This is a genomic window from Streptomyces sp. NPDC008001 (genome assembly GCF_042958085.1).
In the GTDB taxonomy this organism is placed as follows: Bacteria; Actinomycetota; Actinomycetes; order Streptomycetales; family Streptomycetaceae; genus Streptomyces.
In genome coordinates this window covers 145,005-160,563 of record NZ_JBIBIZ010000004.1, presented here as the reverse complement: position 1 = coordinate 160,563, position 15,559 = coordinate 145,005, and the positions used below count along the sequence as shown (strand labels likewise).

At 74.0% G+C, this 15,559-nt stretch carries 15 protein-coding genes; 7 read left to right on the top strand and 8 right to left on the bottom strand.

All coding sequences use genetic code 11. The features are described 5' to 3' along the window. Positions 1-11 precede the first annotated feature (11 nt). Positions 12-1,550 carry an amino acid permease gene (locus tag ACFZCD_RS12295; RefSeq protein ID WP_391829759.1) on the top strand — a complete coding sequence of 513 codons (1,539 nt, stop codon included), beginning with the start codon at positions 12-14 and terminating at the stop codon, positions 1,548-1,550. A 63-nt stretch (positions 1,551-1,613) separates the two neighbouring features. Here the strand turns inward: ACFZCD_RS12295 and ACFZCD_RS12290 are convergent, their stop codons facing one another. Further along, the gene (locus ACFZCD_RS12290; protein ID WP_391829758.1) at positions 1,614-2,447 is read right to left on the bottom strand and encodes a polysaccharide deacetylase family protein; all 834 of its coding nucleotides are present in this window, start codon (positions 2,445-2,447) and stop codon (positions 1,614-1,616) included. 113 nt (positions 2,448-2,560) lie between these two features. Continuing rightward, entirely contained in the window at positions 2,561-3,712 is a 1,152-nt protein-coding gene (locus ACFZCD_RS12285) for a ferritin-like domain-containing protein (RefSeq protein WP_391829757.1), read from the bottom strand. Positions 3,713-3,865: 153 nt separating this feature from the next. On the opposite strand from ACFZCD_RS12285, the gene ACFZCD_RS12280 reads away from it, so the two are divergent. From ACFZCD_RS12280 to ACFZCD_RS12265, 4 genes are all read left to right on the top strand, one after another. Continuing rightward, complete coding sequence (locus ACFZCD_RS12280) at positions 3,866-4,798, top strand: diiron oxygenase (protein ID WP_391829756.1); 933 nt, start codon at positions 3,866-3,868, stop codon at positions 4,796-4,798. A 44-nt stretch (positions 4,799-4,842) separates the two neighbouring features. Then, positions 4,843-5,595, top strand: coding sequence for a TetR/AcrR family transcriptional regulator (locus ACFZCD_RS12275; RefSeq protein WP_391829755.1), 753 nt, complete (start codon positions 4,843-4,845; stop codon positions 5,593-5,595). A gap of 47 nt (positions 5,596-5,642) precedes the next feature. Beyond that, the gene (locus tag ACFZCD_RS12270) at positions 5,643-5,909 is read left to right on the top strand and encodes a hypothetical protein (protein ID WP_391829754.1); all 267 of its coding nucleotides are present in this window, start codon (positions 5,643-5,645) and stop codon (positions 5,907-5,909) included. Between the two features lie 255 nt (positions 5,910-6,164). After that, the gene (locus ACFZCD_RS12265; RefSeq protein ID WP_391830357.1) at positions 6,165-7,274 is read left to right on the top strand and encodes a C40 family peptidase; all 1,110 of its coding nucleotides are present in this window, start codon (positions 6,165-6,167) and stop codon (positions 7,272-7,274) included. 31 nt (positions 7,275-7,305) lie between these two features. On the opposite strand, the gene ACFZCD_RS12260 is transcribed toward ACFZCD_RS12265, so the two are convergent. Genes ACFZCD_RS12260 through ACFZCD_RS12240 form a run of 5 tightly spaced genes read right to left on the bottom strand, consistent with a single transcriptional unit; the run spans position 7,306 to position 12,810 of the window. Continuing rightward, entirely contained in the window at positions 7,306-8,595 is a 1,290-nt protein-coding gene (locus ACFZCD_RS12260) for a styrene monooxygenase/indole monooxygenase family protein (protein ID WP_391829753.1), read from the bottom strand. Positions 8,596-8,605: 10 nt separating this feature from the next. Beyond that, positions 8,606-9,319, bottom strand: a complete 714-nt coding sequence (locus ACFZCD_RS12255) for an ATP/GTP-binding protein (RefSeq protein ID WP_391829752.1) — start codon at positions 9,317-9,319, stop codon at positions 8,606-8,608. Then, positions 9,300-9,713: a DUF742 domain-containing protein gene (locus ACFZCD_RS12250; RefSeq protein WP_391829751.1), complete on the bottom strand. Its 414-nt coding sequence runs from the start codon at positions 9,711-9,713 to the stop codon at positions 9,300-9,302. The genes ACFZCD_RS12255 and ACFZCD_RS12250 overlap by 20 nt, the downstream gene beginning before the upstream one ends. Further along, the gene (locus ACFZCD_RS12245; RefSeq protein WP_391829750.1) at positions 9,710-10,219 is read right to left on the bottom strand and encodes a roadblock/LC7 domain-containing protein; all 510 of its coding nucleotides are present in this window, start codon (positions 10,217-10,219) and stop codon (positions 9,710-9,712) included. Before ACFZCD_RS12245 ends, ACFZCD_RS12250 begins: the two co-directional genes overlap by 4 nt. Continuing rightward, entirely contained in the window at positions 10,216-12,810 is a 2,595-nt protein-coding gene (locus ACFZCD_RS12240; RefSeq protein ID WP_391829749.1) for a nitrate- and nitrite sensing domain-containing protein, read from the bottom strand. The genes ACFZCD_RS12245 and ACFZCD_RS12240 overlap by 4 nt, the downstream gene beginning before the upstream one ends. Positions 12,811-13,112: 302 nt before the next feature. On the opposite strand from ACFZCD_RS12240, the gene ACFZCD_RS12235 reads away from it, so the two are divergent. Next, positions 13,113-13,877, top strand: coding sequence for a protein phosphatase 2C domain-containing protein (locus tag ACFZCD_RS12235; protein ID WP_391829748.1), 765 nt, complete (start codon positions 13,113-13,115; stop codon positions 13,875-13,877). Between the two features lie 61 nt (positions 13,878-13,938). Here the strand turns inward: ACFZCD_RS12235 and ACFZCD_RS12230 are convergent, their stop codons facing one another. Next, positions 13,939-14,370, bottom strand: coding sequence for a MarR family winged helix-turn-helix transcriptional regulator (locus tag ACFZCD_RS12230; protein WP_391829747.1), 432 nt, complete (start codon positions 14,368-14,370; stop codon positions 13,939-13,941). Between the two features lie 288 nt (positions 14,371-14,658). Between ACFZCD_RS12230 and ACFZCD_RS12225 the strand changes: the two genes are divergently transcribed. Next, the gene (locus ACFZCD_RS12225) at positions 14,659-15,558 is read left to right on the top strand and encodes a lysozyme (protein ID WP_391829746.1); all 900 of its coding nucleotides are present in this window, start codon (positions 14,659-14,661) and stop codon (positions 15,556-15,558) included. The last annotated feature ends 1 nt before the right edge of the window (position 15,559 follow it).

The window sequence follows — 15,559 nt, the reverse complement described above, 5'->3', positions numbered from 1 at the left end:
AAGAGAATCGCGTGCCACTCGACATCCCCGGCGTCTCCGACGAGGAGCGCCTCCGCCAGCTCGGCTACACGCAGGTCCTCGCCCGTCACATGTCGGGATTCGCCAATTTCGCCGTCTCGTTCACGATCATCTCCGTGCTCTCCGGCTGCATGACGCTGTACGGGTTCGGCATGAAGACGGGCGGGCCGGCGATGCTCACCTGGGGCTGGATCGGTGTGGGCGCGATGTCGCTGGTCGTGGGGCTGGCGATGGCGGAGGTGTGCTCCTCGTACCCCACCTCCGCCGGTCTGTACTTCTGGGCGCACCGGATGGCGCCCGAGCGGTCGCGGGCGGCGTGGGCGTGGTTCACCGGCTGGTTCAACGTGCTGGGGCAGGTCGCGGCGACCGCCGGGATCGACTTCGGGGCGGCGGCGTTCCTGAACGCCTACCTCGACCTGCAGTTCGGCTTCGCGGCCACGCCCGGCCGTACGATCGCGCTGTTCGGCGCGGTGCTCCTGCTGCACGCCGTGCTGAACACCTTCGGGGTGCGCCTGGTCGCCTTCCTGAATTCCGTGAGCGTGTGGTGGCACGTGCTGGGCGTCCTGGTCATCGTCGGCGCGCTCGCCCTCGTCCCCGACCACCACCAGTCGACGTCCTTCGTCTTCACGCACTTCGTCAACGACACGGGCTGGGGCTCCGGCTTCTACGTCGGGCTGCTCTCGCTCCTCGTCGCGCAGTACACCTTCACCGGTTACGACGCCTCCGCCCACATGACCGAGGAGACGAACGACGCGGCCGTCGCCGGGCCGCGCGGCATCGTCCGCTCGATCTGGGCGTCCTGGATCGCCGGCTTCGTGCTGCTGGCCGGCCTGACGTACGCGATCCAGGACTGGGACGGCACGTCCGGCACGGCGACCGGCGTCCCGCCCGCGCAGATCTTCATGGACGCGCTCGGCGCGGCCGGCGGGAAGCTGCTGCTGCTCGTCGTGATCGCCGCGCAGCTCTTCTGCGGCATGGCGTCGGTGACCGCCAACTCACGGATGATCTACGCCTTCTCGCGCGACGGCGCCCTGCCCTTCTCCCGCGTCTGGCACCGGATCAACCCGCAGACGCGCACCCCCACCAACGCCGTCTGGCTGGCCGCCGCGGGCGCGTTCGCCCTGGGCCTGCCGTACCTCGTCAACTCCACCGCCTACGCCGCCGTGACCTCGATCGCCACGATCGGCCTGTACCTCGCCTACGCCGCGCCGACCCTGCTGCGGCTGCGCAAGGGCGACGCCTTCGAGCGCGGGCCCTGGCACCTGGGCCGCTGGTCGAAGCCCGTGGGCGTCGTGGCCGTCGGCTGGGTCGCCCTGATCACCGTGCTGTTCATGCTGCCGCAGGCGAGCCCCGTCACCGCCGGCACGTTCAACTACGCCCCCGTCGCGGTCGCCGCCGTCCTGGGGTTCGCCGGTGCCTGGTGGCTCGCCTCGGCCCGCAAGTGGTTCCTCGTCCCGGACCACCCGCGCAACGCCACCTCCCTCCCGGAGCCCGCCGGCCCGCCGCCGGCCACCGATGTCTTCCGCTGGTGACGACCGCTAGTGACGACCGGAGAAGCGGCCTCCCCGGCCTCCCCGCCTACCCGCCTCCCGCCGTCAGATCTTGGGGTAGCTGAACTTGTACCCCTGCTCCTTGAACCACGGCAGCAGCTGCTCCAGGGCGGCGACCGTCTGGCTCCGGTTGCCGCCCCCGTCGTGGAAGAGGACGGTCGGTCCCTCCTTCATACCCGACTTGACCGCGGCAACGATCCGGTCGACGCCGGGGTTGCGCCAGTCGCGCGTGTCAACGTTCCAGCCGAGCGGGCGCATGCCGTGCGACGCGGCGACCTCGCGGCTGTACGGGGTGAACGCCCCGCCCGGCGCCCGGTAGTAGCGCACCTGCGCCCCCTCCCCCGCCGCCTGCTCGATCATCTTGCGGGCGTCCAGGACCTGTTGTTCCTGGTAGGCCTCGGAGCGCTTGTCCATGGCGGTGTTGTGGTCGACGGAGTGGTCGCAGAGCCGGTGGCCGGCCGCGGCGACCTTCTTCACGAGGTCGGGGTACTCCTTGGCCCGCGACCCGATGATGCAGAACGTCGCCTTCGCGTCGTACTTCTTGAGCAGGTCGAGGACCTTCACCGTCCAGCCGGGCTCGGGTCCGTCGTCGATCGTCAGGTTGACCGTTTTTCCTGGGTCCTCGCTCTCGTGCGTGATCTCGGCCGACACCCGTGCCGGCGGAGTCGTCACGCCCGGGGACGCCGCACCCGGGGACTTCCCGTCCCCGCCGCCCCTGCCCTTGTCGCTTCCGCTGCCGTTGCTCCTGCTCGGGCCCGCGCTCGTGCCCGGGTCCTCCGTGGCCATGGCCACGCATCCGGACATCGTGGCGAAGAGCGCCGCTGCCGCCGCCGTCGCGACGACGAGGTGCCGGTTCCTCCGAGCGGCCGGTCGTGCCATGAGCGTCCCCTCCCTCGGTGTGCACCCGAAGACGTCCATACCGAAAGGAAGGTTCCCAAGCGGGTCCGAAGAAGGACATCGCCCCTAAGCCGTCTCAAGTCCCTTGCGGGCGCTCACACTTCCGGCGTTGCGGCCACCTCTCCCGCACCCGTTGCGGCCGCCCCTCCGGCACCGGTCGCGATCGCCTCCGCGACCTCCCCCTTCCGCGCCGCCTCCTCCGCCGCGAAGCGCTCGGCGTCGAGCTTCTCGGCGATCTCCTCGTCCTGCGTCATGAGCAGCTCCAGGCTCGCGTCGCCCAGCTCCAGCACGCCCATGTCGACGTACGCGCGCTGCAGCCGCTCGCCCCACAGGCCGATGTCCTTGACGCACGGCACGATGCGCGAGAACAGCAACTGGCGGAAGGCCCGCATGTATTCGGATTCCTCGGTCAGCCGGACGGCCTCGTCGCGGGGGATGCCGAAGTCGGTGAGGACGACCTCTCCGCGCAGCCGGTCGCGCATCAGATAGCAGCCCTCGATGACGAACTCCTCGCGTTCGCGCAGCTCGGCCTGCGACAGCTGGCGGTAGTAGTCGCGCAGCGCCATCCGGCCGAAGGCGACGTGCCGGGCCTCGTCCTGCATGACGTAGGCGAGGATCTGGTGCGGCAGCGGCTTGTCCGTGATGTCGCGCAGCATGCCGAAGGCGGCGAGGGCCAGGCCCTCGATGAGCACCTGCATGCCGAGGTACGGCATGTCCCAGCGGGAGTCGCGCAGGGTGTCGCCCAGCAGCGACCGGAGGTTGTCGTCGATGGGGTAGACCAGGCCGATCTTCTCGTGGAGGAAGCGGCTGTAGAGCTCGGCGTGGCGGGCCTCGTCCATCGTCTGGGTGGCCGAGTAGAACTTGGCGTCCAGGTCGGGCACGGACTCCACGATGCGGGCGGCGCAGACCATCGCGCCCTGTTCGCCGTGGAGGAACTGGCTGAACTGCCAGGCCGCGTAGCGGCGGCGGAGCTCGCCCTTGTCCTTGTCGCTCATCCGGTCCCAGTACGGGGTGCCGTAGAGCGGGTCGGTGCTGTCGGGCAGGCCGAGCGGGTCGTGGGGATCGACGGGGAGGTCCCAGTCGATGCGCTTCTGCGCGTCCCACTGCTTGTCCTTGCCCTTCTGGTAGAGGGCGAGGAGGCGGTCGCGCCCCTCGTCGTACTCCCAGCTGAAGCGGGCCGCCCCGGTGGCCGGCACCGTCCAGCCGCGGTCACCGGGGTCATGTGCGTAGAGGTTCTGCGCCGTCATCGGCGTCTCCCGTCCTCCGGCGGTCTCACTGGCAGGCTCACACGCGGCGGTCTCGCTGGCAGGCTCACACGCCGGTTACCGCCGGGTCAACGATCCTTCATCAACTCACCCGAAAGGATTGACGGCCTTGCTGACAGGTAGTCTCATAAGGGTGTGACCCCAAGTAACCCTGTAGCCAGCCCGTCCCGGGACGCCCTCGGGCCCCTCAAGGACCGCGAACAGGTCGCCCTCCGGCTGCTGGAGTCCTCCGCCAGACACTCCTTCGACCCCGACACCGCGCTCGACTGGGACGCGCCCCTGGAGGACGGCAAGTGGTTCTGGCCGCCCGAACTGCTCTCCCTCTACGGCACTCCCCTGTGGCGCACGATGTCCGAGGAGCAGCGCATCGAGCTCTCCCGGCACGAGGCCGCCTCGCTCGCCTCCCTCGGCATCTGGTTCGAACTCATCCTGATGCAGCTGCTGGTGCGGCACGTCTACGACAAGCCCGCCACCAGCGCCCACGTCCGCTACGCCCTCACCGAGATAGCCGACGAGTGCCGGCACTCCAAGATGTTCGCCCGGCTGATCGAGCGCGGCGGCGCCCCCGCCTACCCCGTCTCCGGCCTGCACCACAACCTCGCGCGCGTCCTCAAGACCGTGTCCACCACGCCCGGTTCGTTCGCCTGCACGCTGCTCGGCGAGGAGATCCTCGACTACATGCAGCGCCTCACCTTCCCCGACGAGCGGGTGCAGCCGCTGGTGCGCGGCGTCACGCGGATCCACGTCGTGGAGGAGGCGCGCCACGTCCGGTACGCGCGCGAGGAGCTGCGCCGCCAGATGGTGAGCTGCCCGCGCTGGGAGGCGTCCCTGACCCGGCTCAGCTGCGGCGAGGCCGCCCGGGTCTTCTCCGTCGCCTTCGTCAACCCGGCCGTCTACACGAACGTGGGTCTGGACCGGCGCGAGGCCGTCGCCCAGGTGAGGGCCAGCGGCCACCGGCGCGAGGTCATGCAGACCGGCGCCAAGCGGCTCACCGACTTCCTCGGCGACATCGGCGTGCTGCGGGGCGCGGGGCGCCGCCTGTGGCGCAGCTCCGGCCTGCTGGCCTGAGCCGCGGGGCGGCCGGCCCCGCCCGCCCCGTTACGCTGCCCTGCATGAACGGCAGCGGAACCGCCCCGGCAGCACCGACTCCGTCCGCCCGCCCCGCCTACCGCAGACTCAGCGTGGAGGAACGCCGCACCCAGCTGATCTCCGCCGCCCTCGTCCTCTTCGCCCACCACGCGCCGGAGGACGTCTCCCTGGACGACGTGGCGGCGGCCGCCAAGGTGTCGAGGCCGCTCGTGTACCGCTACTTCCCCGGGGGCAAGCCCCAGCTGTACGAGACGGCGCTGCGCAGCGCCGCCGACGACCTGGAGCTGTGCTTCGCCGAGCCGCAGACCGGCCCGCTCACCGGCCGCCTGGCCGCCGCCCTCGACCGCTACCTGGCCTTCGTGGACGAGCACGACGCCGGGTTCAGCGCGCTGCTGCAGGGCGGCAGCGTCGCCGAGACCTCCCGCACGGGCGCGATCGTGGACGGGGTGCGGCGGGCGGCCGCCGCGCAGATCCTCAAGCACCTGCAGGTGCCGGAGCCCGGGCCCCGGCTGCGCATGATGGTCCGCACGTGGATCACGGCCGTGGAGGCGGCGTCCCTCATCTGGCTGGACGAGGGCAAGCAGCCCCCGGTGGAGGAGCTGCGGGACTGGCTGGTCGACCACTTCGTGGCGCTCCTGGCGGCCACGTCGGCGAGCGACCCGCAGACGGCCGAGACCACCCGCGCGGCACTGTCCCTGGAGGGTGCGGACGGGCCCGTGGGGCGCCTGGCCCGCCAGGTCATGCCGGTGGTGTCGGACGCGGCGCACCTGCTCTGATCCGCTACGTCCGCGAGTGGACTGCGCGTCTGACGGAGACTGGGGGCGTGAGAAGCGAGAATACGCCCTTCGAGGGCGGCCCCCTGGACGGACGCGTACTGCCGGTACTGCTGGGACACACCGGGCATCCGCCCAAGGTCTACGAGGTCCCGGTGCCGGACGAGCACGGTGGGGCGCCGACGGTCCTCGTCTACCACCGGGTCCAGGCGGGCACGACGCGCCGCCTGGGGCTGCACAAGGGCTGGAAGTACGTGTACGACCCGGAGGGACGCCGGCCGGACCGCGGCTTGAAGTGGCCGTGGACCAAGCGCTGACGCCGCCGGGGAGGCGCCCCGCCCGCCGCAAGGGCGCCTCCCGGCCGCATCCGGGGCACGCGGGTGGCGGCGCACCGCCGGCCGGGTGACGAGCGGGCAACCAAGGGGTGAGCGGGTTAGGCGGATTCGCCCACAGCACTCCCATAAATAGGACCACACGTGGCACGATCCTCCCTGGGCAAAACGATCACGCCCCACACCGGAGGTGAGCTCGTGTCAGGACGGTTCGTGCGTTCTGTCTGCACGGCGGCGCTGATGGCCGGCGCCGCGTCGCTCGCACTGCCCCCGCCCCTGGCGGCGGCGGCCCCCGCCGCCCCGCCCGACCAGCCGTCCGTCCACACCCTCCTCACCCGCCTCCAGGCCCTCTACCAGAAGGCCGAAGAGGCCACCGAGACCTACAACGCGACCGAGGAGAAGCTCAAGGCGCAGCACAAGCGGGTGGACGAGCTCAACGGCGACCTGATGTCCGCCCGCGCCGCCCTCACCGGCAGCCGCGACGCCGCCGGGCGGCTCGCCCGGGAGCAGTACCAGGGCACGAGCGGCACCCTCGCCCCGTACGTCTCCGTCCTGCTCAGCCCGAACCCTCAGCAGGCCCTCGACCGGGGGCACCAGATCCAGCGCGCGGCGGGCCAGCGGGCGGCCACCGTCGGCCGCCTCACGAAGGACGCGAAGCGCGCCTCGGACCTGGCCGTCAAGGCGCGGGACGCCCTCAACGAGCAGCAGGTGCTGGCCGCGCGGCAGAAGCTGCAGCGCGACAAGGTCAAGAAGAGCCTCGGCGAGGTCGAGAAGATGCTCGCGTCGCTGACCGGCACGCAGCTCGCCGAGGTCCGGGGGCTGGAGCAGAAGAACATCGGCGAGGCGCAGCGCGCGCTGCTCGCCTCGGGCCGGCTGAGCGGCTCGGCCAGACCGTCGGCCGCGGGCGGCAAGGCCATCGCCTACGCGTTCCAGCAGCTCGGCAAGCCCTACGTGTGGGGCGCGGCCGGGCCGGACGCCTTCGACTGCTCGGGGCTCACCTCGCAGGCCTGGGCCCACGCGGGCGGCGCCATCCCGCGCACGAGCCAGGAGCAGTGGCGGACCCTGCCCCGGGTGTCGCTGGACGAGCTGCGCCCGGGCGACCTGGTGGTCTACTTCGAGGGGGCGACGCACGTCGCGCTCTACATCGGCAACGGCCTGGTGATACAGGCACCGCGGCCGGGCGGGACCGTGAAGGTCTCCCCGATCGCCGCGAACCCGCTGCTCGGTGCGGTCCGCCCGGACGCCGGCGCGGCGCCGCTGCGGAAGTACGAGCTGCCGCCGCTGCCGGACGGCGCCGCGTCCGGCTCCGACACGGGCTACGGGTCCGCGGAGGCCCCTTCGAGGACGTGAGAGGACGTGAGGGGCCCGGGGGCCGCCGGGGTCAGCCGGCGGCCCCCGCTGCCTGCCCCGCACCGGCTCTCCGTGCCCCCGCCTCCGTCACGCACTCCGCCGCCCGCCCCGCGTCGAGGAAGCAGTCCGCGATGCCCGCCGGGTCGTCGAAGCCGGCGGCGATGCGGTCGGCGAGGGGCTGGTGCCGGCCCGCCGCCTCCAGCAGCTCCCGTACGTGGCCGGGCTGCCGCGGCGCGAGCATCGCGTTGGTCCAGGCGGTGGCGTGCCGGGCCGAGGCCCAGTGGCGGGCGAACGCCGCGCGCATCCACGCCTCGTCGAAGGGCCGCTCGCCGTGCCGGACGATCGCGGCGAGATAGGCGGCGGCGCACTTGGCGGCGGAGTTGGCGCCCTGCCCGGTGACGGGGTCGTCGGCCACGACCGCGTCCGCGACGCCGAGGGCGAGCCCGCCGGAGGGCAGCCGCCCGACGGGGTCGCGCACGGCCGGGGTGTAGCGCCCGGCCAGGGTGGCCTGGGCGTCGGTGAGCTCGACGCGGGTGGCCCGGGCGTACTCCCAGGGCACGTAGTGCTCCATCAGCTCCAGGGTCCGCGCCAGGTGCTCGGCGGGGCCGGGCTGATCCTGGAAGGCATCCAGCGGCCCGTCCGGCACGGCCTCCCAGAACAGCACGTCGGCGCGGCCGGAGACGGTGAGCACCGGCAGCACGAACAGCTCCCCCGCGCCGGGCACGAAGGTGCAGCGCACCGCCTCGGTGTCCGGGTGCTCGGGGCGCGGGGCGAGCCCGTGCACGTAGGCGACGGCCAGGGCCCGCTGCGGGGCGGTGTGCGGGGAGCGGGCGGGGTCGCGGGGGAAGAGCTCCGCGAGCTCGCCCTTGCCCGTGGCGACGAGCACCAGGTCGTAGTGGCCGGCGAGGGCGTCCAGGTCGGAGACCGCGGCGGCGTGGACGACCAGGCGGCCGCCGCGGTCGGCGAAGGTGTCGAGCCAGCCGGACATCTTCAGCCGCTGGTCCACCGACTGGGCGCAGCCGCCGAGCCGGCCGAGCCAGTCGACGGCGCGCCGGTGCGGGCCGCCGGCGGGGCCGGGCTCGGCGACGGAGACGCCGACGCCCTCGATGCGCGGCGCCGCGGCGGCCCAGAAGCCGAGGCCGAGCTGGTGCTCGTGGCTCAGGGCCGTGGGGAACATGCACTGGGTGGACGTCACCCGGCCGGAACGTATCTCTTCGGAGGTGCGGTTGGAGATCAGGGTCACGTCGTAGCCGTGGGACTGGAGGCCGAGGGCCAGCTGGAGGCCGGACTGGCCGGCCCCGGCGATGAGGATCCGTCGCACGGGTCGCTCCTCACTCGGGCAGGGTCTCGAGCGCCCGGCCGACCAGGGCCAGCAGCGTGTCGACGACCGTGATGCGCTTCCGGGCGTCCATGGTCACCACCGGGACGGGCGGCGGCAGGGCGAGCGCCTCGTGGACGGCCTCGGGGGCGTAGCGGTCGGCGCCCTCGAAGTGGTTGACGGCCACGACGTACGGCAGGCCGGCCGTCTCGAAGTAGTCGAGGGCGGGGAAGGACTCCGCGAGGCGGCGGGTGTCGGCCAGCACGACGGCGCCGATCGCGCCGCGCACGAGGTCGTCCCACATGAACCAGAATCGTTTCTGGCCGGGTGTGCCGAAGAGGTAGAGGACGAGGTCGGCGTCGAGGGTGAGCCGCCCGAAGTCCATGGCGACGGTGGTCGTCCGCTTGGCGGGGGTGGCGGTGGCGTCGTCGACGTCCTGCGCGGCGGCCGTCATCACGGCTTCGGTGCGCAGGGGCGTGATCTCGGAGACCGAGCCGACGAAGGTGGTCTTGCCGACGCCGAAGCCGCCCGCCACGACGATCTTCGTGGCGTGCGGGGCGCGGGTGCGGTCGGTCTGCCAGGCGCGCGGCGCGTCGTCGGCGGCGACGGCCCCGAGCGTGGCGACGAGCCCGGATGCGGTGGCGGACCCGGGTGGGGTGGCGGACCGGGATGCGGGTGCGGGCCCGGGTGCGGCGGCGGGCCGCCGTTCAGAGTCTGCGCAGTCCACCGAGCACCCTCTCCAGCAGCACGCGGTCGGGGCGGCCGGTGCCGTGGGCGGTGTCGAAGACGCGGACCCTGCCCTGCTCGGCCAGTTCGAGGAGGAGGACCCGTACGGCGCCGAGGGGCATCCGCAGCAGCGCCGCGATCTCGGCGACCGACCGCAGCCGGTGGCACAGCTCCAGGATGGCGCGGCCTTCGGGCGGGACGCGCGGGTGGCGCGCGCCCTCCCCCGGCCCGCGGCCGGGGGAGGTGCCGTCCGCGTCGAGCGCCGCCACGAAGGTCTCCACCAGCAGCAGCCGGCACCGGCGGGGGCGCCCGCCGGCGAGCGAGTACGGGCGGACGCGGGCCGGCTTGCCGCAGGCCGTCCCGGTGCCGGGGACCGTGCCGGTTCCGCCCGTCATCCGACGGCCTCCACCGACTGCCGCAGCTCCCTGCGGAGTTCGGGGGTGAGGACGTGTCCGGCGCGGCCGACGAACAGGGCCATGTGGTAGGCGACGAAGCTCATGTCGCAGTCGGGCTCGGCGTGGACGCCCAGCAGCGAGCCGTCGCTGATGGTCATCACGAACAGGCTGCCCTCGTCCATCGCGACCATGGTCTGCTTCACGAAGCCGCCGTCCATGAGGCACGCGGCCCCGGTCGTCAGGCTGCCCAGGCCGGCGACGATGGTGGCCAGGTCGGCGGTGGAGCCGCGGGGGCTCTCCGGTCTCTCCCCGCGGTGCGCCATGCGCGGGTCGGAGGAGAGCAGGAGCAGCCCGTCGGAGGAGACGACGGCGACGGACCGTACGCCGGGCACCTCCTCGACCAGATTGGTCAGCAGCCAGTGCAGGTTGCGGGCCTCGTGGCTCAGCCCGTACGCGGCGGGGCCGGCGGGGGATACGGGGGTCGCCCCCCGGGGGAATGCAGTCAACCGCGTGCCTCCTCGGGGGTGCCGCCGTCGGCCGGCGGGCCCGCTTGGTTCCGTTGGGTGTCGCGCCCGGCCAGCTCGGCCTGGGCGTCGCGCCGTCCTTCGGCGGCGCCGCGCTGGAAGCCGGCGAGCTTGCGGCGCAGCGCTTCGGCGTCCACGCCCTGGCGCACGCGCTGCGGGGCGGGCCGCGGGGTCACGGCCTTGGGGGTGCGCTTGGGCAGCGCGGTGCCGTTGGGCAGGAGGCCCGCGCCGGGGGTGCCCGGGGGCGTGCCGTCGGCGGGCGCGGGCGGGCGGGCGTGGCGGCCCGTGGACGACGGTGCGGCGGGCGGGGCCGCCTCTCCCGAGCCGGTGAGCCGCATCGTCGCCTCGGAGGCCCCCGGGCCCTCGGCGGGGGCGGCGGGGCCGGGGAGCGTGGCCGGCGGGTCGGCCGGGTGGACGGGCGGGGGCGCCGGGGCGGGGGCCGCGTGGGCTCCGGGCGCCCGGTGCGTGTGGTGCGGGCGGCCGCGCAGCGTGTGGGAGTTGGCCTCCGCGATGGAGCCGGGGAGGTGGACCTGGGGGACGGCGGCGGCGCCGGGGACGGGCGGGGTGTCACCGAGGCCGGTGACGGCGGGCGGCCCGGCGGGCAGCAGGCCCACGGGCAGGACCACGACGGCGGCGACCCCGCCGGTGGCCTGCTCGCGCAGCTGGACGCGGATCCCGTGCCGGGCGGCGAGCCGGGCGACGACGTACAGGCCGAGGCCGAGCGGCGACTGCCCGGTGCGGCCCGCGGCGTCGGCCCGGCCGGTGTGGTCGGGGACGGCCGGCGGGGGCGCTGCCGGGGCGGGGTCGGCGAGGAGGGCGTTGACCTCGGCGAGCCGCTCGGGGGCCATGCCGATGCCCTCGTCCTGGACGCACAGCACGATCTCGCCGCCCTCCAGGTGCCAGGCGGAGACCTGGACCTGGGCGTCGGGCGGGGAGAACGCGGTGGCGTTCTCCAGCAGTTCGGCGACGAGGTGGCTGACGTCCTCGGAGGCGAAGCCGGCGAGGCGGGCGTGCGGCGGCAGGGACTGGATGCGCACCCGCTGGTAGCGCTCGATCTCGCCGGTGGCCGCCCGCAGGACGTCGAGCAGGGGTACGGGCCCGGCGCGGCCGGTGCCGCTCTCGGCGCCGGCGAGGACGAGGAGGTTCTCGCTGTTGCGGCGCATCCGGGTGGCGAGGTGGTCGAGCTTGAAGAGCGTGTCGAGGCGCTCGGGGTCGGCCTCGTGGGCCTCCATGCCCTCGATGACGGCCAGTTGGCGCTCGACCAGGCCGAGGGTGCGCAGCGAGAGGCCGACGAGGATGCCCAGCTCGCGGCTGCCGCCGCCGGCCGGGGGCTCGGCGGGCAGGGCGGCGAGCCGCTCGGTCAGCCGCTGCTGTTCGGCGCGCAGGGAGTCGCGCTCGTCGGCGGCGTCCTGGCGGGCGGCGATGAGGCGGGTGCGCTCGCCTTCGAGGGCGGCGATCCGGCCCTGCTGGCGGCGGAACTTGCCCTGGAGGTGGTTGACGGCGCGGGCGGTCTCGGCGAACTCGTCGTCGCGGCCCTTGACCGTGACGGGCTCCTCCGTGACGGGGTCGGCGCTCACGCGGCGCGTGCCGAGCCGGACGGCGGCGAGCGGCCGGGTGACCGAGCGGGCGGACCAGATGCCGGCGAAGAGGGCGGTGAACAGGCAGAGCGCGGCGGCCATCACGCGCCGTTCCAGCTCCGTCATGGCCTCGTGGCGCAGCGCCTCCAGGCGGGGTGCCTCGCCCTCGGCGAGGGCGTCCTCGACGCCTCGCATGCGCTGGAGGCGGGCGGTGAGGGCGGTGCGGACGGGCTCGGCGGGCTGGGTGGCGAGCTCGGCGGCCGCCGAGGGCCGGGCGAGCCGGTCGAGGTAGCGCTGGGCCTGGGTGACCTCGGGGCCGGTGACGGCCTCGGCGTAGGCGTCGCGGGCGCCGGCGGGCGCGAGCCGGGTGAAGTCGGCCAGGGCGTCCTGGGTCCGGGCGTCGGCGCGCTGGGCCGCGGCGGCCAGTTCGGGCTTGCGGCCCTGGGCGGCCAGGGCGCCGAGGAGCAGGCCGCGGCCCGCGGAGGCGGCCTCGGTGGCGCGGGCGAGGGGCGGCAGCGCGGCGGAGCCGCCGCCGCCGACCTGCCGGTCGAGGGTGTCGGCGAGGCCGCGCAGGGCCCGGACGGCGGGTGTGTAGGCGGTGTAGGCCGCCATGGCGTCGCCCTTGCCGGAGTAGGCCTCGCGGCGGGTGCGCGGGAGGGCGTCGAGGAGGTCGCGGACGGACGCCGGGGCGTCGGGCCGGAACTCGTCGATCTGCCGGTCCACGGCGACCCGTTGGCGGTCGGAGAGGCCGGCGCCGGTGGAGTCGGCGCGGCCGCCCGCCACGTACTGGACCATGGCGTCGCGCTCGTCGGCCAGCGAGTGCGCGAGGGCGAGGGCCGAGGCGTCGGCGTCGGCCAGGGCGGCGAGGCGGCGGGCCTCGGTGAGGTCGCGCCAGGCCTCCCGGACGCCGAAGGTGCTCGCGCCGAGCACCGCGAGGGCGATGACCGCGACGGATACGGTCAGTCGGTTACGTACGCGAGCGGTGCGCTCCGGCACCGCCGTGGCCGGCGGCTTCCGTCCGCCGCCGCCCCCAAGCCGCTTTTTCCGCACCGGTGCTCACAATCTTCTCTCGTCCCACCCCTGGTACTGATTTGACCCTTTCAGCACCTCTGAGGGCCGGGAGGGTCCATCGACCGCCCGGCCACCCGAAGGAGTGAACATCCATTGCTGATTGACAATCGGCCTGCTTCACTCATCGCACACGTGCCAGGTCAGCACGTCACTTGAAGCAACGCGGAGGGCGCCGACAGGATGCGCACGTGCCACCGTCGAATTCCGGCATCCGGCACACTGGCCCCATGCGCATCGAACTCGCCACCCGGCCGGGGGATCTCCGACACCCGAACGAGGACTTCGTATCCGCCGCCCTGCCTGCCTCCGGTAAGGGCGGCGTTCTGGTGCTGCTCGACGGGGTCACTCCACCGCCCTCCGGCGGGACGGGATGCACGCACGGAGTCCCCTGGTTCACGGCCCGGTTGGGCGGCGCGCTGCTCGAACTGGCCCTCGCCGCACCCGAGACGAAGCTGTCCGCCTGCCTGTCGGAGGCCATCTCCCGTACTGCGGACGCCCATCGGGACGCCTGCGACCTCACCCACCGGCGCACGCCTCAGGCCACGGCGGTCGTGGCGCGCTGGGACGACGAGCGCGTGGAGTACCTGGTGCTGTCCGACTCGGCCCTGCTCGTCGAAGCGCCGGACGGCGCGGTGACGGCCGTCCTGGACGACCGCATCGAGCGGCTGCTGGCCCTGGGCCCGGTGACGGATGCCGCGCGCAACGCGGAGGGCGGCTTCTTCACGGCCGCTGCCGACCCGGCCGTGGCCGCGCGGGCCGTGACGGGGACGCTCGCGCGCGAGGACGTACGGGCGCTGGCCGCGCTCACGGACGGCGCGACGCGCTGGGTGGAGGTGTTCCGGGAGGGGGACTGGGCGGACTGCGTCGCGCTCCTGGCGAAGGAGGGCCCGGACGCGCTCGTGGACCGGGTGCGAACCGCCGAGCGCGGCGCGCCCGGCGGACGGTCCGGGAAGCGGCACGACGACGCCTCGGTGGTGTACGTGCGGCTGTGACGGCTCCGGCGGGGCCCGTCCCGGGCGCCGTTTCCTCAGCGGCCGGGCGGAACCGGCCGGCTCACTGCTCGGCGCTCGTGTTCAGCTGGCGCAGCAGGCGGGCCAGCTCCGCCACTTCGCCGCGGTCCCAGTCGGCCAGCTTGCGCACGTACTGCGCCCGCCGTGCGTCGCGCACGCGCGTGAAGCGGGCGCGCCCCTCGTCCGTGATGCGGACCAGGGACGCCCGGCCGTCCGCCGGGTCCGGCTCGCGGGTGACGAGGCCGAGCTCGGCCAGGGCGCGCAGCTGGCGGCTCATCGTGGCCTTGCCGACCCCGAAGTACGCCGCGAGGTCCGTGGCGCGCTGCTGCCCGGCGTCCTCCAGGCGGACGAGGAGGCCGTAGGCGGCGGCCTCCAGCTCGGGGTGCACCTCGCGCGCCATCTCACCGGACGACGCCCGGGCCCGGCGCAGGAAGACGGCCAGCTCGCGTTCCAGGGAGAGGTACGCCTGGTCCATACCTCTGCTCTGCGCGGCGCCCGGCCCGCCCTCCTCGGGGGGCGGGGGAGTCGTCTGGTGCACGTCAGGGCCCTCTCCGGCTTTCCGGTTGTTGAAAGTTTTTCGCCTTCGCGGTCTTCACCGCAGCTCCGCCAGTATTTCGCAGGATTAGACCAACGGCAGCACCGCGTCCCCCTATCCCTGGCGCGTCCGCCCCCATAACGTCATTTGTGACATGGCCATACCAACGTCTTGCGTCTCCGGCGCGGCGTCGGTACTCCCCCCACGGACCCCTCTGGAAGGCACGCCATGGTCGCGCTCAGATCCGGCCGCACGGGCCGCAGATCCCCCACCGCGTTACGCACCCCCTCCCCCCTCGCCCCCCTCTCCCCTCTCGCCTCCCTCTCCCTGCTCCTCGCCGCCCTCCTCTCCGCTCTCTGCCTGCTCGCCCTGCCGGCCGCCGCGCACGCCGCCGCCGGCGGAAGCGCGAAGCGCCCCTCCCACCCCGAGCGGGACTGGCTCGGCTCCACCCTGCGGGACCACGAGCACCCGGGCCCCGGCACCCCTCCCCCGCCGCTGGCCGCCTCGGTCGAGGGCGTCGACGTCTCCAGCCACAACGGCAACGTCGCCTGGTCGTCCCTCCGCGACAGCGGCAACCGCTTCGCCTACGTCAAGGCGACCGAGGGCACCAGCTACACCAACCCGTACTTCACGCAGCAGTACACCGGTTCGTACGACGCCGGCATGATCCGCGGCGCCTACCACTTCGCCCTGCCCGACAACTCCTCCGGCGCCGCGCAGGCCGGGTACTTCGCCTCGCACGGCGGCGGCTGGTCCCGCGACGGGAAGACGCTGCCGGGCGTCCTGGACATGGAGTACAACCCCTACGGACCGACCTGTTACGGCATGAGCGCGAGCGCACTCGTCCGCTGGATCGGGGACTTCTTCGCCACGTACAAGGCGCGCACGGGGCGCGACGCCGGGATCTACACGTCGACCGGCTGGTGGAAGCAGTGCACCGGCAACTACGGCGGCTTCGCCTCCGCCCACCCCCTGTGGGTGCCCCGCTACGGCTCCTCCGCGGGCGAACTCCCGGCGGGCTGGGACTACTACACCTTCTGGCAGTACACCGACACCGGCCCGTCCGTCGGTGACCACAACCGCTTCAACGGCGCGTACAGCCGGCTCCAGGCCCTCGCCGACGGGTGAG

What these genes read in the sequence shown, in the direction of transcription:
- ACFZCD_RS12290 (WP_391829758.1), bottom strand. Translation starts at nt 2,447, where the DNA reads ATGGCACGACCGGCCGCTCGGAGGAACCGGCACCTCGTCGTCGCGACG.
- ACFZCD_RS12285 (WP_391829757.1), bottom strand. Translation starts at nt 3,712, where the DNA reads ATGACGGCGCAGAACCTCTACGCACATGACCCCGGTGACCGCGGCTGG.
- ACFZCD_RS12275 (WP_391829755.1), top strand. Translation starts at nt 4,843, where the DNA reads ATGAACGGCAGCGGAACCGCCCCGGCAGCACCGACTCCGTCCGCCCGC.
- ACFZCD_RS12265 (WP_391830357.1), top strand. Translation starts at nt 6,165, where the DNA reads ATGGCCGGCGCCGCGTCGCTCGCACTGCCCCCGCCCCTGGCGGCGGCG.
- ACFZCD_RS12250 (WP_391829751.1), bottom strand. Translation starts at nt 9,713, where the DNA reads ATGACGGGCGGAACCGGCACGGTCCCCGGCACCGGGACGGCCTGCGGC.
- ACFZCD_RS12235 (WP_391829748.1), top strand. Translation starts at nt 13,113, where the DNA reads ATGCGCATCGAACTCGCCACCCGGCCGGGGGATCTCCGACACCCGAAC.
- ACFZCD_RS12230 (WP_391829747.1), bottom strand. Translation starts at nt 14,370, where the DNA reads ATGGACCAGGCGTACCTCTCCCTGGAACGCGAGCTGGCCGTCTTCCTG.
- ACFZCD_RS12225 (WP_391829746.1), top strand. Translation starts at nt 14,659, where the DNA reads ATGGTCGCGCTCAGATCCGGCCGCACGGGCCGCAGATCCCCCACCGCG.